Here is a 25,222-nt window from a genome sequence, read left to right on the forward strand (position 1 = left end):
CTTGAATGTCGCGAGCTTCCTGACAGACGGCATCGAACGGCTCGGGCTGCGTTTCGTTCGTGTTAACCTGCTTCCCACCGGAACCCTGACGCTCTTCGTCATCGCCCTGGTGAATAGCGGTGCGCCCGGAACCGCGCCTGACTGGCATCGTTTGATGCGGGCGATGCAGGCACTGGACACATTGAACTCCGCCGCTATCGGCTTGCTCATCGTTATCGTGGCGCTGGCTCTCGAGGCCCTGCAAACCCCTATAGTGCGCATGTTTGAAGGTTATTGGGGTGCCGGCAGACTGGCGGGCTACCTGGGCGGGATACGGGCCAGGCATTGGCGGAAAAAACGCGAAAAACTCAGGAAGTTAAGTTACTCCGAGAATCCGGCCGATAAGCATTCGATACTCCATGCGGATCAAAAGCTGCAAGCAGAATTTCCGTCGCACGACCGCGTTCTGCCCACTCGGCTGGGTAATATACTTCGCGCCGCGGAAGACAGCGCCGGCCAAAGATACGGCCTGCAGACTGTTGCCCTGTGGCCGCGACTTTACCCCTTCATCGGCGTAACCCTGCAGGCCGCACTCGGCGACGTGCGCGATCGGCTGGACATGGCGCTGCGCTGGGTCTTCTATCTGCTGATCGGTGCCATCGTCAGCGCGGCACTACTGGCTCAACATCATTACTGGTTGACGCTCCCCGCCGCCCTAAGCCTGCTCGCTCTGGGTGCCTACCTTAGCGCCTGTTTGGCCGCAAAGAGTTACGGCGTATTGCTGGCCACGGCCTTCGATCTGCATCGGTTTGATATGCTGCGCGCGATGCGGTTACCCTTACCGCAGAACGAGTCGGAAGAAAAAACGACTGGCCAGGCACTTTCGGCCTTTCTCACGGGACAAAAGAACAGCCACGGCCTGCCCTACACCACCGATACCGGTGCTAAACCTGCGAACGAAAACACCGCTCTAAGTGGCGGGGACGATTAGACAATGATTTTGCTGAACGCATCCGACCGGCCACAAATATTATTCATGATTTCAATGCATCAAGATTCGGCACGGCTCCAGCTACCGGAGCCGGTCGTCAAGCGCCTGGAGAATGAATGAACAACCGGTTTCAGCATTACCTGCTTATCCTCCTCCTGGGGCTTTTCCCGCTTGGCGCCCTGGCCGCTACGGCACCCGTTGGCCTGCTGGACGGCATGACCTTTGTCGGCCTCAACGGCGAGGCCGGCAAGGAACTTGACCCGGATGAATACGAAGAGATCACCTTCCAGCACGGCCTGTTCACCTCGGTATCCTGCGAGCCCTATCATTTCGAGAGTGCCGAATATGCGACCACCGTAGTGGACAATGCCATTCACTTCACCGCCGTCACCGAAAGCCCGACCCACGGCACCATCAGCTGGCAGGGCGTGGTGGAGGGCAACACTGCCGAGGTCACCTTTGTATGGACCAAGCAACGCTGGTACTGGGATACCCGCCGGGAATACTGGTTCAGCGGCACCTTGAAGGAATAAGCATGCCCTCCCGGGACGGCATATGACAGGCTCGCATCATCAGCCGGCCGGGAATACTCGACTGAGCCGTACCCTCAGGTTCGCCCTGTTGCTCGGCATTGTTATCGCGCTGAATATGGGCGGCAACTGGCTGGCCCGGCAGCTCGACCTGCAGCTGTTTCCCCGGCACGAGGCGCTGATCAGCATCATGGTGCTGGCGGCGGCCTGCCTCTATATCGCCCTGATGGCCATTCCCTTCATGCCCGGTATAGAAATAGGCCTGGCACTGATGATGCTGTTGGGCAGCAAGGGCGCCCTGCTGGTCTATCTGTGTACCCTTGTTGCCCTATCGTTAAGCTTTCTGATCGGCAGGATAATCCCTCCCCCCAGAATTTACCGGCTGCTGAGTTGGCTGCATCTTCATAGAGCCGGCGCTCGGGTCAACCAGCTTGCACCTCTGAACCGGCAACAGCGACTGGCACTGCTTGGGGAGCAACTTCCCAGGGGCATAGCGCCATTGCTGTTAAAATACCGCTACCTGACTGTTGCCGTCGCCCTTAACCTGCCCGGCAATGCCCTGATTGGCGGGGGCGGCGGCATCGGCCTGGCAGTGGGCATGAGCAGGCTCATTCCTTTTCACGGATTTATCACCCTGATCGCCCTGGCCGTGGCCCCGGTACCGATCTGGTTTTTCTTTTTCGGTGGTTAAACATACGGGTGCCAGCACAGTCAGGAGGCACCATGCGGTTAATTGGGCCATGCCTGCGACCTTATTATTCAGGAAATAAAGGTATTATTTTTTTAGTTTCACTACTTGGGTATTGGTTAACCGCTTTCCGTTATAACGGATTACTGCCTCGATATGCTGATGTGATTGCTTTGGTAGTGCATCAGTTTTTAATTGAACGATGAACCTGTCTGTACCTGCCTTTGAAATACTCTGCGATATTGGAATTGAGACTTCCGCATAATCCTGTCCCTGGTACGGGAAGGTGACCTGTGTTTCATATTTCATACTGGAGCTGTCTTCACCCGCAAGCAGTTGATCAACGCCTGAGCCCTCGGATAGCACGTAGACTGCCGACGCGGTATTGAAAGATTGCAGGCCACCCCGCGGTTTATCCTGCCCATAAAATGCAAGTTGCAACTCAACCAGCTGCGATTCCTGTGCCAGTGCATTGCGCACAAGAAAATCCAGGGTTAGGCCGGAAGTGTCTGTCGGTTTTATAAGTCGAAAGTCGTCAATGGAAACCTCTGGTTCTGGCGGGGTCATGCGGGGCGAGAAAAGAAGGATTCCACCGAGAGCCGAGCTGTATAGCAGCCACAAGACGACCAGCCAACGTACCCATACGGAATAAGACTGAAAAAATGGAATCAGATCAACGAAATCTTTCATGATATTATTCCTGCAGTCTGTCGGACTTGACCGATCGTAGCGAGGGAAAGTCCGTTTTGAGGCAGTTTTTGAGCTCTTTTGAGACGAATAGTGGTTCTATTTAACGAAAAATAGCGCGGAAAATGACCAAAATCGGCTTTTCCGCAGCAGATTAGCGTTAAGTTCGGCAGGCTGCTAGCCTAGTCGCCTTTTGGTTTCAGCTATAATCTCTTTCAGACGGGGATATTCGTGGTTTTTCTGCTGCAGTTTCTGGAATGTATAAAGCGCCTGATCGATCCGGTCGAGATTCAAATATGTCAGGCCAAGATTAAACGCAGCTTGTTGGTCTTGAGGGTCTTGGCGTAGCGCCTCACTTAGCAAAATCTCAGCCTGATCGAACCGCTCCTGCATAAAACGCACAGCACCGAGATGGCTCCGTACAAGCGTTGCGCCCGGGTCCAACTCTAAGGCCTGTTGCAAGTTAATCACTGCCGTATTGAAGTCTTCGGACTGGATGTCCAGCAAAGCCATTTGAAACAGGGCTCCAGTATTCTTATGTTGTGCCAGTGACAAAGCGTACTGTTTCCGCGCGGTTACGAAATCACCGGCCCGCGAGGCACGGTTACCGAGATCCAGGTAATACTGCCAGGGCTGATAAAGTGGATCATCAGTGGGCGCATATATATCGCCTTTCCCAGAGCTTGCCGTCACCTTCCCTCCACGGAGCTCACCAACGGACATCAGGTTTGGTGCGCTGCAAGCCGCAGGATAAACTTTCACCTCTGGGCCAAAATTGCCGGCGGCGGCAAAAAACATGGTGTCGCTATGCTGAGTGATCGCCTCACAGAGGTTTTCGAATTCTTTTGTATCGCCACGAAACCCCAAGCTGAGGTTGACGAGTTTGGCGCCTTGCTCCACGACCCAGTCTATAGCCTGGATCACCGCGTCGACGCTGGGTACGCCATATTGATCCGTCACCCTGGCGCTGATAAGCGCTGGATACTCAAATTTTTCCCCTAACAACCCCTGTATTTCAGGGTCAGCATGTAACCTGAGCGTTTGAAGAGCAACCAGGGTGCCATGACCGATGTTGTCTGCCGGATCAGTACCGGCGAAAGACTTCATCGCCACCACTAGATTGCGCAGCTGCGGATGATCAGCTAGAACTCCCGAATCGATGATACCAATGCGAACGGCATCAGCAGAGGGAGTTGGCAATAACTGCGGTACCCCCGGAATCAGCAGTGCATGCCCGGTTACCGGGTTATAGACCTCTTCCAGCGAGGGTGAACCTCCGAGTAAAAAGGCGTTTCGTGCGTCGCCCGAATTTTGCGCGGCCATAACTCCTCCTGCAAAAAATTAGCAAGACCCACTGAAAAATGTCCGTTTTAATCCCTTGTTATAACGGCCGGATAATTTTCACTTAAATTTATTCTCAAGTGTTCCTTTTGGGTTAGGATGTAGGTTAACAAAGTATAAATAAAAATAACTATTCCCAACATTTCGAGAAACTCTTCGCATGTATAAAATATAGAATAAAGAACCCCCTTAGTACCATGTAACTCTGCATGCCATCCCCCAAGCATTTCAAAACCAATAGCACCTAAAACAAACAACCCACCAGACACAAGAAATAACTTCATAATTTTTTAGGCAACACTAATAAAAATTTAAAATATGAAATTAAAAAAACAACCAAAAAAACACCGTAAGGAATAACCCATGCATAATATAACAAACCTGAAGCCCCAAAAAAATCTCTAGTCGGAGTTCCTAAATTCTCATGAATAGATGATATTTCATCTATAGATAAGAATAAAAATATAAACGACAATACTCCCCACAAAAAATAAGGCTCATGTTTATTTCTATGAATAATAGAAATAAACAAAAGTAAGATACTGGCAAAAACCAATGCTATTGACGAGTAAAGTGTTGGAATGTTCTTTTCGGCATTAAAATCAAATAGACTAACCAAACCATAAACATGGTCATGTTCAAAGTATATTCTAGAAATTATCCCCATAACATTCGCCATTAGTAAAAAACTAATAACAAAAACGAACAAACGTAATATTTTTTCGGGTGTTATATCAATAGTCATTATGTAAACCCATTTATGGCATTTTGACTGCAAACGATTTGTATCCTGGCCTCGAGGCCAAATTGCCTGATCCAGTATTGCCTGATGAATTTTCGTCAAAAACGGGGGCAATCGCACACTGGATCTACAAACACGGGTAGACGCCTGAAAAACACGCTACCGCCCTTCCGATAACGGAATACTGCCTCGCAGCCTGTCGGACTTAACACTGATCTACGCGGCTCGGGCATCCTGCACCACGAACCACGAACCATGACGAAAAAACAGCAGCAGGGAGAGACACACCCAGAGACTCCCCCTGCATTGTCTAAATGTAGATTAAAAAATGATCAAAAATAAACCAAAACTCGAAAAACAACCCCGAGCCTGGCGGTCCACCTGCCTGACCAGGCGCTGCGCCACTGGATCAACGGCAGCGGCCAGGGCGGAAAAGGCGATGGGCAGATTGATCCCGGTATGTGGATCACCCAGGCGGTCGATCTTCTCCCGGTGCTGGTCGGCGAGGTTTTTCGAGGTGCCCTATACTCAAATGACACTAGCAGCCTTTCCCTCGCGACGACCGGCCAAGCCCGACAGGCAGCCAGGGAACCCAACTTGGGTTCGACTATCGATTTTTTGTATGAGGTGATCCCAATGCCCCCTCCCTTTTCACAACTCAACCAAGACGAATTCTCTGAACTACTGGCGCAGTTCAGCTTCACCCGGCGTATTAATATGGTGCACGTCCATCATACCTGGCGGCCGAACCATGCTCAGTATCGGGGGCATGCCTCTATAGAAGGCATGTGGCGCCATCACACTCAGACCAATGGCTGGCGGGATATCGCGCAACATGTGTCCATTGGTCCCGAAGGAGCCATCTGGCTGGGCCGCAACTTCAACCTGTCACCGGCGAGCGCTGCGGGGCATAACGGGTCGCTGGATAGCGGCCCTTTTATGATTGAAGTTATTGGTGATTTCGACCTCGGCCAGGATCAGCTGATGGGGTCGCAGCGATCAGCCCTGATCCATGTTATTGCAGCCGTACAAGGGCATTTTAATTTGCCCAGCACGGCCATCATGTTTCATAACATGATGTCGACGAAGAGTTGCCCCGGGACCTCAGTCGTATTTGACGAACTGGTGGGCGAAGTCCAAGCCAAGCAGGCCAGCGCACTGCGCAATAGGCAGATGACAGAGCAGCAGCGGCGTATTGCCGAAGCCTTAACGCAACTTAACAGGGAAGTACCCGCGCCCCGTGGCGACGAATCTCTTGCCGAGCATGACCCCCAGGGTGAGTTTGAACGGGGTGGTTTTGGGTCTTCTTCCGGCCTGAGCAGCGATATAATCGACAGCCTGCGACCGCATGTCATCAACCTGCGCGGAGGGCAATTCTCAAACGACGGCAGCATGACAACCACGCCCCAGGAGGTCGATACGCTCATCGACCAGCATCTAGAGGCGGCTCTCGCTCAGGCCCAGGCACAACAGCAGCCCCTGCGAATTATGCTGTATGCCCACGGTGGGCTGGTGGACGAGAATGCTGGCCTGATGCAAGCCTATAAGCGTCTTGCCTGGTGGAAAAAGAATCATATTTATCCGATCAGCTTTGTCTGGGAGTCCGGCCTTTTTGAAACCATTACCGATCGACTGAAAAAAGCATTGGGCCAAGGTGAGAGGGCCATCGACTTTTTTGCCCCCACCGACTTTATTATTGAGAAATCGGCTCGGGCACTGAAGGTGGACAACATCTGGCGAGGCATGAAGAGTGCGGCAGAAGCCGCCAGTGCCGATGATGGTGGTGCCTTCTACACCGCAAAAAAACTGCAGGGATTTTGTGCTCGGCACGCTAATAACGTTGAATTGCACGCCGTGGGTCACAGCGCCGGATCCATCTTTCACGCCTATTTGCTAACTGCCTGTCAACGTCTTGGTCTGCCAGCCTTTCGCTCGCTACAATTACTGGCCCCTGCCGCTAATATCGACCTCTTCAAGAGTCATATTGTGCCTTTGCTTGGGCACAAACACGGCGTTGACAAGCTCACCCTGTTTACCATGACTCGCCACTATGAGAAGGCGGACCATTGCGCTCATATTTATCGAAAATCCCTGCTCTACCTGGTCTCTGCAGCCCTTGAGACACGGGTAAATACGCCAATTTCAGGTCTGGATGAATCTTTGCGTGCTGATGCCGAAACCGTTGATTTATTCGGCCTGGGGGGCCGCCCAGGGCGCGCGGATATCCACTGGGCCGTATCCAGCACCACGGCGTCCACTTCACACGGTGGATTTGATGATGACACGGCAACCCTGGCCAGCGTGGTACGTAACATTCGGGGTTTAAGCCAAACGGACCCTGTCGTGGATTACCCATTGAAAGATGATGGCAACGCGAAGCGAGGCGCAACAGCCGGCAACCGCTACGCCCTGTGTATTGGTATTAATCAATACTCACGCAAACCCTTGGCTGGCTGCGTGGCAGATGCCCAGGCCTGGGGTACCTGGCTGGGGAGCCACGGCTTTGAAGTCAGCTTTCTACTGGATCAGGAAGCCAGGGCGGCTGCCATTGTGGATGGCATCGATAAATTGCTGTCGAAGGCGACGGCTGAGGATGTGGTGGTCATCCAGTTTGCCGGCCACGGTACTCAGATCGCTGATAATTCTGGCGATGAAGCGGATCAACTTGATGAGGCCTGGGTGCCGGTTGATTTTGAGTCCGGTAACTTCATTATTGATGACATGCTGGGAGACCTGTTCGATCGTCATCGTGACCGAGGCGTAGAACTCGTGCTGTTCACTGATTGCTGCCACTCCGGTACTAGCACCCGTGCCGCATTTGACGCCCAGGCACCAGAGAATCAGAGTAATAGTCGTTTTCTTGACGTCGAACCCGAGCTGCAGAGACAATTCAATCAAAAGCACGCTGCCAGAACACTCGCAACGACCCGAAATGATGCTGTTGGCTGGGAGATTCACTATGCCGCCTGTCAGGATCACCAGTCCGCCTATGAAGAGAACGGACAGGGCAATTTCACCCGGGCCAGCCTTAACATTCTGCAGGCCATAACCGATAACCAGATGACGTACGGTATGCTGGCCGACAACATCATCAAAAGCTTCAGCAACAACCATCTGCAGACACCCAACTTCCGCGCCCGCAGTCACCGACGTGGGCAAAAGCTGTTTAGCGCCCTATCACAGCAGGGCGCCACGCCCAGCAGCCAAAGCACCCATGTGAATATCAGCCATGCCCATACCCCCCCAGAGTACACAGACTCGCTTGAGAGAATAGAGCGCAGACTGGATGAAATTTCCAGCCTTCTTCGCAATAGACCCAGTAACGGCTGAGTAATGATGACCGAGCAGATTCGGTTTGGCGATCGCTTATTTTTACCGGTGCTAATGGCGCCCTATCGCCTTCGCGCCGATGATCCGCCGCAGCGTAAATTGTGGATCTACGTTTTGGATCCGGCCGGTATAGGCCTGAAGAAACCGACTCAATGTGTCGATATTCCCTATGAGCCCCTGGGCGCAGAAGGTATCCGTGGCGCCGTGTTTGAAGTAGAGCACGCGCCCTTGCCGAGTTATCTTCGCAAGCATCTCGATTGGCCTGATCGGCTTATTCAGGAGTTTGAAAATAAACCCTTGCATCTCGATGAACCCAGACTGGCCATGTCTGGGGGCATTGCGCCCTGTACGGGAACTCCCCTGTTTGCGGGTCAGATGGCGTATGCGGTATGCCAACGCGTGTACGAGTCTTTCACCGAGGCCCTCGGCCGCTCTCCAACCTGGGGCCCCTGGGCGGCGCACCGTATTCGTAACGGCGAGGCAGCCACGCTAAGAATACAACCCTTCGCACTTGAAGAGGCCAACGCCTACTATGATGCCGACAGTGGAACACTCAAATTCGGTGTCTTTGAAACAGTGCCTGACGGTTCGAGCAACCTGTTACCCGGTGGGCTCGTGATGACGACCCTGTCCCATGACATTATCGCCCATGAGGTAACCCACGCTCTGCTCGATGGTATGCGCGCCCATTTTCGGGTGAATACACACCCTGATGTGCCAGCCTTTCATGAAGGGTTCGCCGATCTGGTGGCTCTGTTTCAGCACTTTCGGTATCCCAGCCTGGTAGAACAGGCCATTGAAGACCACGGCGGGCTGAACTCAGACATGCTGCTGGAATTGGGCAGGGAATTCGGCGAAGCGCTGAGTGGTGTAGAAGGAAGATCCTTGCGCCACGCCATACAGCAGACGGTTCTGCCTGGCCAGAGTGCAGACAGCCAACCACTGAGTTATACAGACGCACCCGTGAATGAACCGCACAAGCGATCTGGTGTTCTGGTCTCGGCCATATTCTCCGCCTATTTACAGATATACGAAGGCCGCGCGAAAGAACTGCTCCGGCTCGCCAACTTTGCCACCCATGGACAACAACAGCGCGCCTTGCCAAGCGAACTTATTTCTCTGCTGGCAAACGAGGCCACAAAAATAGCCGAGGAGTTTCTCAACGTCTGTATCAGGGCAATTGACTACTGCCCTCCCCTGGACGTGCGCTTCGGTGACTATCTGCGCGCGATCATCACTGCCGACCGGATGCTGAACAAGGAAGACGGTACCGGTATGCGCGAAGCCCTCATACGCGAGTTTCGTCGCCGAAATGTAGATTTGCGTAAAGTGCGCGATTTAAGTGAATATTCACTCGAATGGAACTCACCTTCACCGATAGACAGACCTCAGATACCGGGGCTTGCCTGGTCTCAATTGCGCTTCGCCAATGATGGTTTAACGGCGCAAAGCGTAGCAGAAGTAGAGCAGCAGGCCGGGGCACTTGGAGACTTTCTGTCCTTTCAGTTAGATCAAGGCAGCCAGCTTGTCTCTGAGCTTGGTCTCACGGGTATCAGCGGTGATTTTGGGCCTATAACCATTGAATCGCTTCGTCCGGTTGCCAGGCGTGCTCGAAACGGACGGTTACTGCACGGTATGGTCGCCGAAATTTCACAGTGCTGCAGTACCCCTGACGGCCCCGCCTGGGGTGGCTCCACCTTGGTGCTGACGGAAGAAGGTCAAATAGAGTTCGCCATCCGTAAACGAGTCGATGATGAAGAACGCCTGTCGGCTCAGCGAAAAAACCTGAGAGATTCAGAGGGAAATCCAAACTTTTCATTCAAACATATGCATGGCTTACATGACCAGGGATAAATGGGGTCAGGGATAAATGGGGTCAGAGTACATTTTTATTAGGCCACCCCTTATGTAGCATCACGCATCAATTCACGCCGTATCATTCCGATTGCCGCCATGGGATTCAGACAGGAACGCCGGTATGCCAGCGTTGGATCTTGCTCACGCAGGTACCACAAAGCATCCAAAACCATACGGCTACGAAATTCTTCAGGAAGTGATAACGACTGCATATAAGGAGCATCATCACATTCAGGGTTGTATCGATAGAGCCGGACTTCAAGCATAAATTCCACTACTTAACGAAACATTGCCTTCCTATCGACCCTGCCCCGAATTTGTTATTTTTTTCCATCGGGTCGTTCAGCAAAATGAAGAAGAACACCCGCCGGGTCCCAGACGTGGGTTATGAGTAATCCCCATGGCTTCAGATCTGGCGGTGCCACTTTCGTGCCTTTGAAATTCTCCATTAATTTTATTCTCTCGAAATGGTCGTACCACTCCTGAGCGGAGTTAACCATAAAGTGGAGCATCAGACTGTGAGCGTAGTTATTGTGATTTTTTGGCAAGAGAAGAAATCTATAACCAAAATTCGTGTCAATTTCACAGACCTCCCCATCGTCCCAATTGACGGTGAATCCGATGCATTCATAGAACGCCTTCGACACCTCAAAATCATTCGAAGGAACAAATGGCTTGAAGTCTGTTATCTCACGCATAATTCACAGCTCCGGGATAAATGGGATAGAAGTTATACCGACTCCTTGAATCAAATAGCGTTCCCAGCGGGAAGAATATTTTTGTAGTCTGGTCCTGTCGTGGAATCAGCCCCCGAGGCGGTTGCCAATATGCTTCAGTGGTCCAATCCTAAATTCGTAACGGCCTCGTGAATCGGGACAGCGAAAAGTGAGCTTTGGTGGCGTGGTCTTCCAGGCGTAACTGAGTTGCACGACATAGCTCAAATTTGCGGGGAGTCGGCTAAAACTGAATTCGCGAACATGATTTGTACTTTTTGATATAAAATCCTCTGACACCAACTTCCCATCTGGAGTCAGCAGGAACACTTTCTCAATCTTTTCGGTCTGCCCCCTATCGCCTATGCCCACGAAATTCATCGTCGATGTAACCTGGCCAGTGACGGTACAGTCTCGTTTTGGGCGCGGCACGGGAAGATCCCCGCCAGGCTCCGATGCGCATATCTCGATACCTTGTAACCCAAAGCCCGCTTTACTCTGCAAAGGGACAGCGTATTTAGTGACACTTCGTGGGGACACGCTTTCCACCCGCACGCGCTGTTCTGTTGGGCTACCGCTCGCACCCTTCTTGTAAATCAGTCTAAAAACCAGATCGACACAATCGTAGTGCTGCGCCGAACTATTGGTAATGGTACCAGCGATTCCGCCTGGCGGGGGCAGGCTATTATCGCTACGGAACATGACTCTTAGATCATCCTCGGGGGCTGCAAAGGCCGCAGAACAGAATACGTAAAGAGCTAAACAGAAGCATGCAGATGCAGTATTATGCTTGATTCCAGATCGTGAAAAACGGGATATTTTGGGCACGACAAAGTCAGTCACTTTTTGCTCTAATCCACAGCCCTCATAAGGGGTAACCTTCGGTAAGGCTAGAAAAACTGGCATTGTGAGACCTCCATGGGTTTGAGGGTCATGGATGTACTCTTTGTGAGGCCCATCGAAACTGATTTGTTGCGGCGGATCACGCATCTCCATATTTTGAGTATAGTCCGGGTAAGCGTCCACACAAGTTTCATTCGGAAAATTTGACTCGACAAAAATAGTCTGCAGGGTCTTTCATCATTTCGGCGCGAACTGGATTTTTTCTATATAACGATAAAGATGAAATAGATACTCAGATGCATTAACCAAGAAAGTTTTCCATAAAATAAAAAAAGATTGAGCAGCTTTCAATTTAATGAGATCCAAAGCCTCTTATATCACCGATTATAAAAGTTAAATGTAGCGACTTACTGATTCAGAAAAGAACGAAAATCACCCGATATTTACATTTAAATTCAACACTTTATTTTTCAATCACTACACGGAAATTGACGGATGGCTTTTTTAACTGTAAAGCATTCTTTACAGTTTTTTCCGTGCAGCCGTAAGTATTAACGTGAAAAATGATACAGGTAGAAACTGCGAGCCTGCTATCTGATGACGCTTCGGGCGACAGCTATCGCGCCTGGTACGGCAGTACCATCGTGAGCGGTGGTGTTCTCCAGCAGAAGTCCAGTTACCCCAGTACCACCGAAAGGCGAAATACGGATTTGTAGAATACAGTAAATGTTCTGCTGGCAGATTCGATCCAGTGCGGCTTTCATCTGCCCCCCGTCAAACACCCCATCATGCCACCCTCTGCGACTTGGAGCGCACCAACCCTATTCAAAGCTTCGCCGCGGGGCGCGGCTCCTACGGGTGCGAAGACGTATCGCCATCGGCATATAATTGAACTCTGCACCATTACCACCAATACATCAGAGCGGCTTACATTCCCCTTATGAGCAGAAAATTGCTCCTGCATTTTCTGGCTATCGGCCATCCATGGCCGTATGCCGGCGAGCACTGAGGTCATTCGGCGAATTGGCCCGCAGGGGCGCAACAGGGACTGATGCGCCTCCGATGAGGTACATGGATGTACCGTCAGCGGAGCCCGTCGAATGATCTCAGAGCGCAGCGGAAAGGCTTCTTCGGAGGGCATTCTTCAAGGTAAAAAGTCTGGGATACTTTCTTTGCACGAGCAAAGAAAGTAATGCTACAGCTCTGCAAAACGATCCACCGCCACCGCCTCTGCAATGGCCTTGTCAGCACTGCGCAGTGCCTTCGCCTCCTCCTGCGTAAGCAGCTTCTGCTCCAGCGCCTCGTCAACAGACTCAATGCGGGCATTGTGCAGCCGTGCCCGCAGGGGTTCTGTTGCCACCACCTGCACAAAGGCCTGCTCGACCAGGTCCACCCCCTCCCCCGGATTGCCGGGATAGACTCCCAGGGTAAGGCGGTCGCGCACCGGGCCCGGTGTCAGCAGGCGCTCGGCGCAGGCTGAGGTTAACGCATCGGATGGGCCTGATGCCCAGCGACCGAGCGGAAATACACTCAGGCGCAGCAGCCAGGACACCGGTTTGGATGGGAAGTTATCGATCACTTCGTGCAGGGATTGCTCTATGCGCACCAGACCACGCTGCATGCAGGCATCCAGCAGCACGCGGTCATCCCTGGCACGGCCGTCATCTTCGAAGCGCTTGAGGGCACAACTGAGCAGGAACAACTCTCCGAGTACATCACCAAGGCGGCCCGACAGCATTTCGCGGCGCTTGAGGTCGCCCCCCAGCGTCAGCAGACTGACTTCCGTCACCCAGGTAAGGGCGGCGGAAAAACGACTGAGCTTGCGGTAGTGTGGCGCCAGTTCGGCGGCATCCAGCGGCGCGGCAGCGAGATAACCCAGCGTCGCCCCATGAAAGAGGCTGCGCAGCAGTGTCTTGGTGGCAAAAGCGGCGTGCCTGAGCAGCAGCGGATCAAAAGCGGCGACGGCCTTGGCTTCGTCGGGCTCGGCGGCGGCCTGCATTTCATCCAGCAGATAGGGATGGCAGCGCACCGCGCCCTGGCCAAACACGATCAGACTGCGGGTGAGTATATTGGCGCCCTCCACTGTGATGGCCACCGGTATGGCCCGGTACAGATTGCCGAGGTAATTGCGCGGCCCGTCACACACGGCCTTGCCGCCGTGAATATCCATGGCGTCGTTAATAATCTCGCGCATGCGGGCGGTGGCCTGCACCTTGAGGATGGCGGACACAACCGCCGGCACCTTGCCCTGGTCCAGTGCCTGGGTTGTGGCCAGGCGTGCAGCATCAATCAAATAGAGACTGCTGGCCATACGGCCAAGCGCTTCCTGCACGCCTTCAAAACGCCCCACCGGCACGCCGAACTGATAACGCACGCGGGCGTAGGCACCGGTAGTGCGGGCCGCCAGTTTGCCAGCGCCAACACTCAGGGATGGCAGCGATATGCTGCGTCCGGCGGCCAGCGCGCTCATCAGCATCTTCCAGCCCTGGCCGACGCAGTCCTGGCCCCCCAGCACCCAGTCCATGGGCATGAAGACATCTTCGCCTTCGTTGGGGCCATTAAGAAAGGCTTGCAGGGCAGGATAATGCCGCTCGCCAATATTAATGCCGGGGGTATTTGTGGGCACCAGCGCGACCGTAATGCCGATGGACTCGACATCCCCCAGCAGGTGATCAGGATCATAGAGTTTGAAGGCCAGACCCATCAGGGTCGCTATGGGCCCCAGGGTGATATAGCGCTTGGCCCAGCTGACGCGCATGCCCAGCACCTGCTCGCCCTGGTAGTCGCCATAACAGACAATGCCACTATCCGTCATGGATGCAGCATCGGAACCGGCTTCGGGGCTGGTAAGAGCAAAACAGGGAATCTCCCGGCCATCGGCCAGGCGTGGAAGATAGTAGTCTTTTTGTGCGTCGGTACCGTGGTGCAGCAGCAACTCGCCGGGCCCCAGGGAGTTGGGCACCATAACGGTAACCGCCACGGCAATGCTGCGGGTCGAGAGTCGCATCACCACGGCGGAATGGGCGGAGGCCGAAAAGCCCAGACCGCCAAATTCCTCAGGGATAATCATGCCAAAAAAGCGCTGCTGACGCAGAAAGTCCCAGATGGGCTGGGGCACCGCACGCTGCTCTACGGTAAGCTCCCAATCATCAATCAGGCTGCATAGCAACGTAACAGGGCCATCCAGAAACGCCTGTTCTTCCTCCGTCAGATGCGGTGGCCCCGAAGACAACAACTGCGCCCAGTCGGGCTTGCCGGACAACAGCTGTGCATCCCACCAGAGCCCGCCCGCCTCCAGCGCCTCGCGTTCGGTATCTGAAATGGGCGGCAACAGCGCCTTGATGCGCCGCAGCACAGGCCCGCTGATATAACGCCTGCGCCAGCGTCCGATAACGCCTTGCGTCTGCTGCATGAGCTTGCTCCCCTGCTGCCGAATGTTCAGCTAAGCATAGTCGCAATCCACCGCCATCAGGGGGCTTTGACGGTATACAGGCATCACAGCTATCAGCTGACAGCTTAAGGCTTAAGGCTTAAGCCTTCTCCACCAGCCCCTTAAGCTGCGCAACTATGTGGGCACCGATGGGTATTGCGGATGTGGCCGCAGGCGACGGCGCATTACATACCACCAGCGCGCGCTTCGTATTGACGAACAGGAAGTCATCCACCAGGGCACCATCCGGTGTCACAGCCTGGGCGCGGATGCCGGCGGGGTACGGTGTCAGATCTTCCAGGCGCAGCTGCGGGCAGTATTTCTGCACCAGTTTCAGATAGCCGCGCTTGAACAGGGAGTTTCTGAACTCGGACAGGCTGGCGCGAAAGTTCTTCAGCAATACCCGGCGCAGGCCCGAATAGCACAGCATCTCCAAACTGTCCCTGAGGCTGATATCGGTCTTGCGATAACCCTCGCGTTTGAACGCCAACACCGCATTGGGACCCACGGTCACAGTGCCATCGATCATGCGGGTCAGGTGCACCCCCAGGAACGGCAGATCCGGGTCCGGAATCGGGTAGATCAAATGATTGACGATGCGATTGTGCTCGGGCGGCAGCAAAAAATACTCGCCTCGAAACGGCAGTATCTTGAAGCTCGGTTCAAGCCCCAGCAAACGCACCACGCGATCCGCCATGAGCCCGGCGCAGGCCACCAGATAGCGCCCCCTAAAAGTACCGCCGCTGGTATTCACCTCTACGCCATCGCCGCTTTCATCAATGGCGGTGACTTCGGTGGCAAACTTCAAATTGCCGCCAGCCGCTTCCACCAGAGCACCCATCTGGGTGGTGATTTCGGTGTAATTGACGATACCCGTTGAGGGTACAAAAATGGCCCCCACGCCGCTGATGTTGGGCTCGCGCGCTTTGAGCTGTGTCTCGGACAACACCTCAATCTCGATGCCGTTTTCCTCGCAACGTGACACCAGCGCCAGCATGCGCCGGTACTCGGCCTCATTGGTGGCTACCAGCAGCTTGCCGCAGGTGTCGTACTTGATGCCGTACTGATCACAGAAGGCCCGGGTCGCCACATTGCCCTCGCGGCAGAAACGCGCCTTGAGACTGCCAGGCTTGTAATAGACCCCTGCGTGAATAACGCCGGAGTTATGCCCGGTCTGATGCTGCGCGGGCCCACGCTCTTTTTCAAGCACCAGCACCGACTGGCCGGGATAGGCCTGCTGTAGCTGCCATGCGGTGGACATGCCAAGGATGCCGCCGCCGATGACGATAAAATCATAGTTATTGTTCATGCATTGCCCTGCGTCTGGGTAAAAAGTCCTGCTGCGTAAAGTCCTGCTCCTGCACATCCCTGTGCCCGCAGGATGACCGCCAGGGAGGGCGGAAATACTGAAAATGCAGGAGCGGTATTTCAGTGAAGTACGTCCCTGTACAAACCCTGCTCTCGCACATCCTGTGCCCGCAGGATAAGTACGTCCCTGTACAAAAAGGCCGGGTTCAATGAACCCGGCCTGGCAAGTCCGAAAGGCTGCTAGTTGCCCACTGCCACCGAAACATCAGAGCGGCTCTTGCTTCCCCCTTATGAAGCCGGCGAGCACTGAGGTCATTATGCGATCAGGCCTGAAAGGTTGATACAGGGACTGTATCGACGCCGATTAGCACAGGGATGTGCACTCCCTACCTTGAAGGCCGCCCGCAGAATGGTGTCAGAACGCAGTAAGACGGCTTCATTGGGGCGTATTCTTCAAGGTAAAGAGCTTTGGTTGCTTTCTTTGCGCGTGCGCGCCAGCAAGGCGCAATAAAAACCATCAAATCGCTCCGATACCCCAGCCTGCACAGATTCAAACACAGCCACCTTAATCTCGTCTCAATCATCGAAACCAGATCAAGTTGGCAGCAACCCGCCGCACGACGGAACGCCGCCCGGAGCAATTCGCTTGGGTAAACGGTGCGATTCGCTTCGCTCATCAGCACCCTACAGGCACCCTGCAAAAGCACGTGCCCCGCCCCCCAAATCAGTCCTAATGGGCGGTTGCGGCGGCGCTGATGCCGCGACGGCTATACATAAAGAGCCCAATAAAGACCGCCAGACCCGCCAGATCCACCGACCACATGTCGTGGGGCCAGAGCATGGCCGTACCGGCAGCACCGCAGACCAAGCGCAACGGCAGGTTTAGCTTGCTCTCCAGGTGCCCTTCCATAAAGCCGACAAAGGCATAGAGACCAAAGAGCGCGAACACGAACACCCGCATCACTTCTTCCGCCGAGCCGCCAATCAGGTTGGTGTAGCCAAACAGCAGCGGCACTACATAGAGGCCCTTGGCGATCTTCCAGGCGGTAAAGCCCGTCGCCATCGGAGGCGTCTTGGCAATCGCTGCCGCGGCAAAGGCCGTGAGGCACACCGGTGGCGTAACGTTGGAGTCCTGCGACAGCCAGAAAATGATCATATGGGCCGACAGCAGCGCCATGGACAGCACCACAGGGTCCACCGCCTGGGTCATCAACTGCCCCATAAAGTCCGGTGGTACCAGCGCCAGCAGCGCCTTGGCATCGATCTCCGACATGGGGGATGCCAGCAGCGCCACCTTCTCCGGATCCACCAGCATAAATATCATGCGCGCCGCTTCCGGCAGACCACCGCTGACCATCAGTTCGATCAGCTTGGTTTCGGCAATCAGGTTATAAAGCGCCGGCGCCGACAGGGTCGCGAGCACTATATAAGCTGCAGTTACCGGCAAGCCCATGCCCAATACCAGGGATGCCAGACCCACCAGCAGTATGGTGATCAGCAGGCTGCCACCGGCCCAGTCGGAAATCATTAGCGAAAAGGTATTGCCGATACCGGTCATGGCCACCACATTCACCACCAGGCCTACAGCCACCAGCAGCATCGCCGTGGTCGCCATATTGCGCGCCCCCTGTGCCAGGGCATCAAACACCGCCATGGGGCCCATGGGATTTTTCGACAGCCAGGATGCCACCACCACCGAGATAATCGAGATACCCGCGGCATAGGTCGGCGTAAAGCCGTAGATCAGCAGCCCAACCAGTACGGCCAGTGGCAGCAGGAAGTGCCAGCCTTCTTTCATGACCTCTTTCAGCGGGCGGGTATCCAGCTCCACGGATTGAGCATGACTGCGCATGGCTTCCACACGTACATAGAAACCCACGGACATGAAGTACAGCAACGCAGGCAGTGCAGCCATGGCGACAATGTCGACATAGGGGATCTGGGTGTAGGACGCCATGATAAAGGCACCCGCCCCCATCACCGGCGGCATCAGCTGCCCACCGGTGGATGCGGCAGCTTCAACACCGGCTGCAAAGCGCGCAGGGAAGCCCGCACGGCGCATCAGCGGAATGGTGATGACGCCGGTGGAAACGGTGTTGGCTACCGAGGAACCCGATACCGACCCCATGAGGCCAGAGCCCAGTACGGCGACAAAACCCGGGCCACCGACAAAGCGCCCGGCAGCGCAGCGCGACAGTTCAATAATGAAGTCGCCGGCGCCGGAGCGAACCAGGAAGGCACCGAACAAAATAAACATAAAGACAAAGGTCCATGAAATGCGGGCTATGGAGCCGAACATGCCATCGGAACCGAAATAGGAGCGGTACAGCAGAGTCTCAAGGCTGAGGCCGGCAAAACCGAACATGCCGCCGATAAAGGGGCCCCACCAGAATACATAGGTCAGCGCCACCACAATCAGGCTGGGAATAAACCAGCCAGTGGTGCGACGCGCCATTTCCAGTGCTATACCGATCGCCAGCAGTGAGAACACCCAATCGAGCGTGACAAACTCAACGCCGCGATCATAGAGGGCATCTTCAAAGCGGATCAGGTAAAGCGCACAGGCGATAGCCGCAAGCCCCACCAGAATATCCAGCATCAGCACGGTACGCTGACCTGCGCGGGTCTGACTTTTAAATCCAGGCACCATCAGGGCACAGATCAGCGCAAAGCCGCCGAAATGGACCGCCGACACATAGAGTTCGGACCAGGTACCCAGGGTATTGAAATAGATGTGAATCAGCGAGAATAGTACGCCAATCCAGTATACGACGCGGCCGACTGACGACTCCGCAGGACGCTGAGCCAGTTCGAGGCTCTTGAGTTTGTCCGCGGTTTCCTGATCGGTATCCGGGATTGCTGTACTCATAGGAAGTATCCGTGGGCTATCAACAGAAAAAGAGGGTCTGCCGCAGGTCTGGGCCCGCGACAGAGGTCACATAAGCGCACCGAACCTAGGCAGCCTGTCAAACTTAAGCTGTTCCAGGATCGGTCAAGTTCGAAAGGCTACCAGGCCCAGTGCGACCGCCATTAGTTGGCGATCAGGTGCTCAGGGATTTCGACGCCCACTTCCTTGTAGTAGCGAGCAGCACCGGGGTGCAGCGGAACCGGCAGGCCGGCGATAGCTTTTTCCAGTGCCATGTCCTTGGTAGCCTTGTGGATACCGTTCAGGAAGGCCAGGTTTTCATACACGGTTTTAGTCAGCTGATAGACGTCTTCTTCGGGGATATCATCACGTACCGCCAGAAAATTGGGCTGTGCCATGGTCTGCACATCCTGCGTCTGACCAGGATAGGTATTGGCAGGAATGGTGAAGCGCGTCCACAGCTTGTAGCGGCCATTGGCCTTGGTAATTTCCTCATCGGTGAAATCCAGAATGCGGATATCACTGCCAAGTGCCGCAAAGGCACGGGTAATGGCCGAGGTCGGTACGCCGGACGGAATGTTCATGCCATCCACGGTGCCATTCTGCAACGCATCAGCGGAAGGTCCGTAACCCATGTACGCCATGTCGATCTTGTCCGCATCCAGTCCCAGGTTACCAATGATGGTCAGACCCGAACCTTCAGTACCGGAGTTCTTGGGCCCGATGGAGAACTTGTTACCCTCCATGTTCTTCAGGTCCATGATGGTGCCCTTGGGGGCAAACTCGTTCTTCACCACGAACTGTTCAACGTTCTGCCACAGCATGGTGACCGAGCGCAGGCCTTTCTGCGGGCCGGAATTCTTCAGATCACCCTCGCCTTCCCAGGCCCAGGCGCCGTACAGGCCCTGCAGGATCGCAAACTGAGCTTCGTTTTCGCGCATCAGCTTGATGTTTTCGCCGGAACCGGCCGAGTTGATCGCCGACATGGCCATGCCGATGGCTGGCTCAAGCTTGACCTTGGCCAGGGTGGCCAGGGCCACACCCACGGGGTAGTAAGTACCGCCGGTGGAGGCGGTCGCCAGAATATAGGAGCGATTCTCGGCAGCCTGACCCAGGGTCGCGACAGTGCCCAGAGTACTGGCGACCAGCGCCAGGCCAAAACCTTTCAGAAGCGTGCGTTTTGTCAAACTCATATCTGTGTGTTCTCTTGTCATTATGGGAAAAACGGTTGCCGAATCACTAAAGCAAACATGATGCCAACCATGAAAATAAATTTATATCATTGTAATTAAAGAGATTTCCAGAAGAGGGTAAGCGACCAAAGATCCAATCGGCAGTTTTTTGCTTATTCAGAGCGGCTCTCGTCGGCCATAAATGGCCTACTGCTAACGAAAAGCTAATAAAAGCCGCTCAACAACCCTCTACAACGGCCTGTTTGACCACAGGTACAACAGGTATAGGCAAAAAACCGCCGACTTCCCATGACAAGAAGGAAATCAGCGACTTATAACGCGGTTATTTCTGGTTTATATAAAGCGATGCGTATTGCTCCAGGCGCGGGGCAGGCATCGAAAAATAGCGCAGAGCGGTCAAGCAGGTACAAAGACAGAAGCACAGTGGCCAGCGCTGCCCCTTCAATCTTCGCAGCCACCCTGCACATAATCGCTGCGGTTAAGGCCGTAGCGCGTCATCTTCTGATTCAGGGTACGCCGTGGCAGATCCAGCTCGTCCATCACCGCCTTGATGGAACCGCCATGGCGCTGCAGTGACTGGCGGATAACCTCGGCCTCGAAAGCCCCTACCTGCACACCAAGCGGCTGCGTGCTCAGATTAGCGTTGGAGCCACTACCCAGTGGTTGCCCACCTGAGGCGGAATTAAAGGTGCGCGCAGCCTGCATCGGCGTAATGGCCGGGAACAGCAAATCTGCCAGCTGCACCCGGGCATCGAGCGCAAACCGTAGCGCAATGTTTTTCAACTCACGCACATTGCCCGGCCAGTTGTAGCTCAGCAGTGTACGACGCTCCAGATCCGTTATCCTGCGCGGATCGCGCTCGTGCTGGGCCGCGCAGCGCTCAACATAGTATTCGAACAGCAGCGGTATATCGTCCAGGCGATCGCGCAGCGCCGGGATATGCAGCTGGGAGACATTAAGGCGGTAATACAGATCCTCGCGAAAGCCTTCTTCCACCCGCAGATCCGCCTTGGCGGCGGCCACCAGGCGCAGGTTAACGGCAATGGGGCTGTTTCCTCCCAGGCGCTCGATGACCCCCTCTTGCAGGGTGCGCAGCAGTTTGATTTGAAGATGCGGCGGCATGCTTTCGATTTCATCGAAAAAGAAGGTACCGCCATCGGCATACTCGAATTTGCCGATGCGCTTTTTCACAGCCCCGGTAAAGGCGCCGGCTTCATGGCCGAAGAGCTCGCTTTCTATCAGGGATTCAGGGATGGCGCCGCAGTTAACCGGCACAAAATGATGGCTGCGCCTGTTGCTGAATTCATGCAGACACTGGGCCACCAGCTCCTTGCCGGTGCCGGTCTCACCGTAGATGATAACGTTGGTATCTATGGATGCCAGCAGCAGGATTTCCTGTTTCAGCCGCACAATGGCCGGCGACAAACCAATAAGACGTGCGTCGATGCCCGACTGGGATGCCAGATTGTGCTGCAGGCGGTCATTTTCCAGCATCAACCGACGCTTGTCACAGGCACGCTGCACCGTCGCCACCAGGCGCTCGGGAACAAAGGGCTTCTCGATAAAATCGTAGGCCCCCTCGCGCATGGCCTGGGTCGCCATATCAATATCGCCGTGCCCCGTGACCAGCACCACCGGCAAGCCCGGTATCCGCGACAACGCCTCATTCATCAGCGCCATGCCGTCCATCCCCGGCATACGCACATCGGTAACAAGCACACCCGCAAATCCCGGCTGCAGCTGCACGAGTGCGGCCTCTGCAGCGTTGCAGCTGATAACCTCAAAGCCCGACAGGCGCAACCATTGCTCGGTCGCCTTGCGAACCATTATTTCATCATCAACCAGTAAAACCGTACCTTGTTCAAGCATCAAAAACATCCTGTGTAGCAACCACCAGAGAAGCGCTTTGCGAAGCCCCCTAATTCACCGTCAACCGGCAATATCCACCCCTGCCGAAACATCAAAAACATCCTGTGTAACAAAACGCCAGTAACCACTGTTTGGCAGTCTTTAGATGTTCTATAGCAGCAGTAGATAACGGTATAAGTCTGATACCAACCTAACCCCGAGTTAACGGTATAAAGTATCTGTTCCCCACGCCAGTTCCAGCGCCTTGCGCTCCACCACCTTAAGGCCGCGCACCACCAGGCTGTAGGAATGATCGATCATTCGCTGCACTTCACCGTCCGGCAGCGAGCCATCCAGCAACACCGTGTTCCAGTGGCGCTTGTTCATGTGATAGCCCGGCTGGACCGCTTCAAATACATCCCGCAGCATCTGCGCCTGCACCGGGTCGCACTTGAGGTTAAGGCGCGCTCCGTTTTTGTCCGTGATCAGCAACGCGAACATTTTCTGTTTAATTTTGAACACTGCAGGCCCGGGGCCAAAGGGATAGTCTTCCCAGGCGTCGGGTTTGCCAAGCAGATAATCACGCGTGTGCTGAGCGTCCATGGGTACAAATCCTTGCGTCACGAGCGGTTAAAGTATTTCGATGGACTCGACGTAAATCAGCTCGCAGGCTCCGCGGCCTATATCGTCCCTCGTCAGCGAACTCTTCCAGCGCCAGCCATCGGGGCTGGTTGCCTGTATCAGGTAGCCACTGATACGCACCAGATCACCGGTCCTGACCGACGCAATCTGCCGCTCGACATAAGTATCCGCCGGCACCATATGCATGTTGGCGCTGCTCTGCTCGATCTGCTGGCGTGGAACCGGGAACTGTTCGGTACGCCAGCGATACCAGCGCCCGGACTGGCGAATGTCGATACGATCCAGCACCCGACTATCGGACATAACGCCCCATCCCAGCGCCAGATCATACTTCGACAGATCCGACTCCCTATCCAGCCAGTAGCGCTCCTTGCCGAGCACCCGCGCATTGATTTCGAATTCGGCCAGCGCATCTATGCGATAGCCATCATGATCGAAGGGCGCACGGCTGACCGGCGCCTGGTGCGGTAACTGTTCAACCAGCACGCCGTCGCTCTGGCTGCGCTCGCCCTCCGGGAAAAACAGCACGGCCATCACGCCCAGTGCCAACACTCCCAGTAGTTTGTTTGCAGCCATACTGTCTCTCCGCGCATGCCAACACTATGGTCATTGCACTCATCAATTGCATTCAGTGCACTTTAATCCCAGAGCCTCGTCTAAGGTTACAGATACCTGCGGCAGAAACCAAAACCCTGATGAACACTCAGCATTCTATTACGGTCTACTACGATGGCACCTGTCCGCGCTGCAGGCGCGACCGCGCCCGCTATGAAAAGCTGGCTGGACCTGCGGCGGATACCCTCTGCTGGTTCGATATCAGCGGCCAGGATGCCGAGCTGCTCAGCCTTGGCATAGACCCCTACAAGGCACTCACCGAGCTTCATGTGAAAGATGGGCAACAACGAATTCATAGCGAGCTGGACGCCTACATCCTGCTGATGCGCCGGGTTCCGCTGCTTAAGCCCCTGGCCTGGCTCATTGGCTTGCCACTCATCAGGCCCCTGCTTTCCCACTGCTATCATCGGTGGGTGATGCTCAGACTCAGAAAAAGTCAGCGACTTTGAGGCAGTACCCTGTTGCCAAAAGCAGTACTTTAGTACTGGTTGTTAGGGGCCATGGTAGAATTTTTATCACCCGAAAGGCGCGTTCTAATTGGGCATGAATATAAAAAGCTGGATTCTGCCGCCTCTCATTTGTCTGCCTGTCTCGCTGTCATTGCCACTGTCGGCGGCACAAAGCGAGGCCACCGAGAATAACACCCGGCAGTTTTCCACTGATGACTACCCCAATGCGCAGCATTGCCGCCTGACTCCTGGCAGCATTGACCAGGAAAATACCCGTTTAACAACCACCGCCAGCGACCGGCAGCAGCTCAAAACACACACCCGACTGACCGAGCCAAAACACCGTGCAGCGGTTAAGATAGCGCGAGCAACAGCCACCGGCGCTTTTTAGCCGCAGCCACCACGGCGCTGCCGGATAATAACTATAACGGAGAGACCCCGTGTACAAGATACTGATTGCAGATGATCACCCGCTGTTCCGTGAAGCCATTACCAATGTCATCAGCACCAGTTTTCCGGGGTGCGAAACCATCGAAACAGAGAGCCTTGATAGCGCGCTGGCATTGACACTGGAGCAGGATGATCTGGATCTTATTCTGCTGGATCTGAACATGCCGGGCATGCACGGCCTTAACGGCCTGATTACGCTGCGCAACGAAGCCCCCACGGTACCGGTGGTGATCGTTTCCGCCGAAGAGGACAAGCAGATAGTGCTGCAGGCGATTACCTACGGCGCCGTTGGCTTCATTACCAAATCATCGCCCCGCGATCAGATGACCCAGGCACTGCAGCAGATTTTGGACGGCAACGTCTATCTGCCCTCCGATATCATCCGCTCCAGCAAGCCCGAAAGCCGCCGCCATCGCAATGACGAAAACCGTATCCCGGTGGAGCTGCTGTCTTCCCTGACCCGCCGCCAGCTGCTGGTACTAGAGCGCATGGCCACGGGGGAGTCCAACAAGCAGATTGCCTACAACCTCAATATCGCCGAAACCACGGTTAAAGCCCACGTCTCGGCCATATTGCGCAAGCTCGGCGTACATAACCGCATCCAGGCCGTGCTCTCGGCCGGCAATATCGATTTCGCCCAATACCTGCGTCGTTAATAAAGGAAGGGTGCCGTTAAAAAGGAGCGGCGCCATTAAAAGAACCTGAGTTAAAAGCGCAAAC

Annotated in this window: 21 protein-coding genes; 7 read left to right on the forward strand and 14 right to left on the reverse strand. The window is 54.7% G+C overall.

Features of this window, described 5'->3' with window-relative positions:
- The first annotated feature begins 1 nt into the window (after position 1).
- The 3 genes from MPRO_RS26650 (at position 2) to MPRO_RS14035 (ending at position 2,191) form a co-directional block, all read left to right on the forward strand.
- Positions 2-970 carry a hypothetical protein gene (locus MPRO_RS26650; RefSeq protein ID WP_067293731.1) on the forward strand — a complete coding sequence of 323 codons (969 nt, stop codon included), beginning with the start codon at positions 2-4 and terminating at the stop codon, positions 968-970.
- A 116-nt stretch (positions 971-1,086) separates the two neighbouring features.
- Positions 1,087-1,503 carry a hypothetical protein gene (locus tag MPRO_RS14030; RefSeq protein ID WP_067293734.1) on the forward strand — a complete coding sequence of 139 codons (417 nt, stop codon included), beginning with the start codon at positions 1,087-1,089 and terminating at the stop codon, positions 1,501-1,503.
- A 22-nt stretch (positions 1,504-1,525) separates the two neighbouring features.
- Positions 1,526-2,191: a hypothetical protein gene (locus MPRO_RS14035; RefSeq protein WP_067293738.1), complete on the forward strand. Its 666-nt coding sequence runs from the start codon at positions 1,526-1,528 to the stop codon at positions 2,189-2,191.
- An 84-nt stretch (positions 2,192-2,275) separates the two neighbouring features.
- Here MPRO_RS14035 and MPRO_RS14040 read toward each other — a convergent pair whose 3' ends face one another.
- From MPRO_RS14040 to MPRO_RS25845, 4 genes are all read right to left on the reverse strand, one after another.
- Positions 2,276-2,878, reverse strand: a complete 603-nt coding sequence (locus MPRO_RS14040; RefSeq protein ID WP_067293741.1) for a hypothetical protein — start codon at positions 2,876-2,878, stop codon at positions 2,276-2,278.
- Between the two features lie 174 nt (positions 2,879-3,052).
- On the reverse strand, positions 3,053-4,198 hold the full coding sequence (locus tag MPRO_RS14045; RefSeq protein ID WP_067293745.1) for a S8 family serine peptidase: 1,146 nt from the start codon (positions 4,196-4,198) through the stop codon (positions 3,053-3,055).
- A 47-nt stretch (positions 4,199-4,245) separates the two neighbouring features.
- The gene (locus MPRO_RS26705; RefSeq protein WP_500778571.1) at positions 4,246-4,500 is read right to left on the reverse strand and encodes a DUF8692 domain-containing protein; all 255 of its coding nucleotides are present in this window, start codon (positions 4,498-4,500) and stop codon (positions 4,246-4,248) included.
- Positions 4,497-4,961 carry a DUF8692 domain-containing protein gene (locus tag MPRO_RS25845; protein ID WP_158651823.1) on the reverse strand — a complete coding sequence of 155 codons (465 nt, stop codon included), beginning with the start codon at positions 4,959-4,961 and terminating at the stop codon, positions 4,497-4,499. The genes MPRO_RS26705 and MPRO_RS25845 overlap by 4 nt, the downstream gene beginning before the upstream one ends.
- A gap of 633 nt (positions 4,962-5,594) precedes the next feature.
- On the opposite strand from MPRO_RS25845, the gene MPRO_RS14050 reads away from it, so the two are divergent.
- Positions 5,595-8,288 carry a caspase family protein gene (locus tag MPRO_RS14050; RefSeq protein ID WP_158651824.1) on the forward strand — a complete coding sequence of 898 codons (2,694 nt, stop codon included), beginning with the start codon at positions 5,595-5,597 and terminating at the stop codon, positions 8,286-8,288.
- A 3-nt stretch (positions 8,289-8,291) separates the two neighbouring features.
- Positions 8,292-10,142 (forward strand): gluzincin family metallopeptidase, encoded by a 1,851-nt coding sequence (locus tag MPRO_RS14055; RefSeq protein ID WP_067293752.1) that lies wholly within the window; start codon positions 8,292-8,294, stop codon positions 10,140-10,142.
- Positions 10,143-10,192: 50 nt separating this feature from the next.
- Here the strand turns inward: MPRO_RS14055 and MPRO_RS26560 are convergent, their stop codons facing one another.
- From MPRO_RS26560 to MPRO_RS14100, 10 genes are all read right to left on the reverse strand, one after another.
- Positions 10,193-10,411, reverse strand: coding sequence for a 2Fe-2S iron-sulfur cluster-binding protein (locus tag MPRO_RS26560; RefSeq protein WP_158651825.1), 219 nt, complete (start codon positions 10,409-10,411; stop codon positions 10,193-10,195).
- A 54-nt stretch (positions 10,412-10,465) separates the two neighbouring features.
- Positions 10,466-10,843, reverse strand: coding sequence for a VOC family protein (locus MPRO_RS14060; RefSeq protein WP_067293755.1), 378 nt, complete (start codon positions 10,841-10,843; stop codon positions 10,466-10,468).
- A 105-nt stretch (positions 10,844-10,948) separates the two neighbouring features.
- Entirely contained in the window at positions 10,949-11,884 is a 936-nt protein-coding gene (locus tag MPRO_RS14065; protein ID WP_067293758.1) for a hypothetical protein, read from the reverse strand.
- Between the two features lie 1,012 nt (positions 11,885-12,896).
- Positions 12,897-15,113 (reverse strand): acyl-CoA dehydrogenase, encoded by a 2,217-nt coding sequence (locus MPRO_RS14070; protein ID WP_067293762.1) that lies wholly within the window; start codon positions 15,111-15,113, stop codon positions 12,897-12,899.
- A gap of 118 nt (positions 15,114-15,231) precedes the next feature.
- A complete protein-coding gene (gene lhgD, locus MPRO_RS14075) occupies positions 15,232-16,440 on the reverse strand; it encodes an L-2-hydroxyglutarate dehydrogenase (RefSeq protein ID WP_067293766.1) in 1,209 nt (402 codons plus the stop codon).
- A gap of 729 nt (positions 16,441-17,169) precedes the next feature.
- Positions 17,170-19,308 (reverse strand): TRAP transporter permease, encoded by a 2,139-nt coding sequence (locus MPRO_RS14080; RefSeq protein WP_067293769.1) that lies wholly within the window; start codon positions 19,306-19,308, stop codon positions 17,170-17,172.
- Positions 19,309-19,469: 161 nt separating this feature from the next.
- Entirely contained in the window at positions 19,470-20,498 is a 1,029-nt protein-coding gene (locus MPRO_RS14085; RefSeq protein WP_102136311.1) for a TAXI family TRAP transporter solute-binding subunit, read from the reverse strand.
- Positions 20,499-20,939: 441 nt separating this feature from the next.
- Positions 20,940-22,367 carry a sigma-54-dependent transcriptional regulator gene (locus MPRO_RS14090; RefSeq protein ID WP_067293772.1) on the reverse strand — a complete coding sequence of 476 codons (1,428 nt, stop codon included), beginning with the start codon at positions 22,365-22,367 and terminating at the stop codon, positions 20,940-20,942.
- 201 nt (positions 22,368-22,568) lie between these two features.
- Positions 22,569-22,949: an MmcQ/YjbR family DNA-binding protein gene (locus tag MPRO_RS14095; RefSeq protein ID WP_067293775.1), complete on the reverse strand. Its 381-nt coding sequence runs from the start codon at positions 22,947-22,949 to the stop codon at positions 22,569-22,571.
- Positions 22,950-22,976: 27 nt separating this feature from the next.
- Entirely contained in the window at positions 22,977-23,564 is a 588-nt protein-coding gene (locus MPRO_RS14100; RefSeq protein WP_067293780.1) for a hypothetical protein, read from the reverse strand.
- 119 nt (positions 23,565-23,683) lie between these two features.
- Here MPRO_RS14100 and MPRO_RS14105 point away from each other — a divergent pair, with 119 nt between their 5' ends.
- Together MPRO_RS14105 and MPRO_RS14115 are read left to right on the forward strand one after the other, a co-directional pair.
- Positions 23,684-24,052, forward strand: coding sequence for a thiol-disulfide oxidoreductase DCC family protein (locus MPRO_RS14105; RefSeq protein WP_067293783.1), 369 nt, complete (start codon positions 23,684-23,686; stop codon positions 24,050-24,052).
- Between the two features lie 440 nt (positions 24,053-24,492).
- Positions 24,493-25,158 (forward strand): response regulator, encoded by a 666-nt coding sequence (locus tag MPRO_RS14115; protein ID WP_067293790.1) that lies wholly within the window; start codon positions 24,493-24,495, stop codon positions 25,156-25,158.
- Positions 25,159-25,222: the final 64 nt, after the last annotated feature.

It is taken from the genome of Marinobacterium profundum, assembly GCF_001528745.1.
GTDB classification, from domain to species: Bacteria; Pseudomonadota; Gammaproteobacteria; order Pseudomonadales; family Balneatricaceae; genus Marinobacterium_A; species Marinobacterium_A profundum.

Bases quoted from the DNA above. Each gene is read 5' to 3' on its own strand.
- MPRO_RS26705 (WP_500778571.1), bottom strand. From the start codon at position 4,500: ATGAAGTTATTTCTTGTGTCTGGTGGGTTGTTTGTTTTAGGTGCTATT.
- MPRO_RS14080 (WP_067293769.1), bottom strand. From the start codon at position 19,308: ATGAGTACAGCAATCCCGGATACCGATCAGGAAACCGCGGACAAACTC.
- lhgD (WP_067293766.1), bottom strand. From the start codon at position 16,440: ATGAACAATAACTATGATTTTATCGTCATCGGCGGCGGCATCCTTGGC.
- MPRO_RS14100 (WP_067293780.1), bottom strand. From the start codon at position 23,564: ATGGCTGCAAACAAACTACTGGGAGTGTTGGCACTGGGCGTGATGGCC.
- MPRO_RS14050 (WP_158651824.1), top strand. From the start codon at position 5,595: ATGCCCCCTCCCTTTTCACAACTCAACCAAGACGAATTCTCTGAACTA.
- MPRO_RS14060 (WP_067293755.1), bottom strand. From the start codon at position 10,843: ATGCGTGAGATAACAGACTTCAAGCCATTTGTTCCTTCGAATGATTTT.
- MPRO_RS14105 (WP_067293783.1), top strand. From the start codon at position 23,684: ATGAACACTCAGCATTCTATTACGGTCTACTACGATGGCACCTGTCCG.
- MPRO_RS14035 (WP_067293738.1), top strand. From the start codon at position 1,526: ATGACAGGCTCGCATCATCAGCCGGCCGGGAATACTCGACTGAGCCGT.
- MPRO_RS14085 (WP_102136311.1), bottom strand. From the start codon at position 20,498: ATGAGTTTGACAAAACGCACGCTTCTGAAAGGTTTTGGCCTGGCGCTG.
- MPRO_RS14070 (WP_067293762.1), bottom strand. From the start codon at position 15,113: ATGCAGCAGACGCAAGGCGTTATCGGACGCTGGCGCAGGCGTTATATC.
- MPRO_RS25845 (WP_158651823.1), bottom strand. From the start codon at position 4,961: ATGACTATTGATATAACACCCGAAAAAATATTACGTTTGTTCGTTTTT.
- MPRO_RS14040 (WP_067293741.1), bottom strand. From the start codon at position 2,878: ATGAAAGATTTCGTTGATCTGATTCCATTTTTTCAGTCTTATTCCGTA.
- MPRO_RS14095 (WP_067293775.1), bottom strand. From the start codon at position 22,949: ATGGACGCTCAGCACACGCGTGATTATCTGCTTGGCAAACCCGACGCC.
- MPRO_RS26560 (WP_158651825.1), bottom strand. From the start codon at position 10,411: ATGCTTGAAGTCCGGCTCTATCGATACAACCCTGAATGTGATGATGCT.
- MPRO_RS14055 (WP_067293752.1), top strand. From the start codon at position 8,292: ATGATGACCGAGCAGATTCGGTTTGGCGATCGCTTATTTTTACCGGTG.
- MPRO_RS14045 (WP_067293745.1), bottom strand. From the start codon at position 4,198: ATGGCCGCGCAAAATTCGGGCGACGCACGAAACGCCTTTTTACTCGGA.
- MPRO_RS14090 (WP_067293772.1), bottom strand. From the start codon at position 22,367: ATGCTTGAACAAGGTACGGTTTTACTGGTTGATGATGAAATAATGGTT.
- MPRO_RS14030 (WP_067293734.1), top strand. From the start codon at position 1,087: ATGAACAACCGGTTTCAGCATTACCTGCTTATCCTCCTCCTGGGGCTT.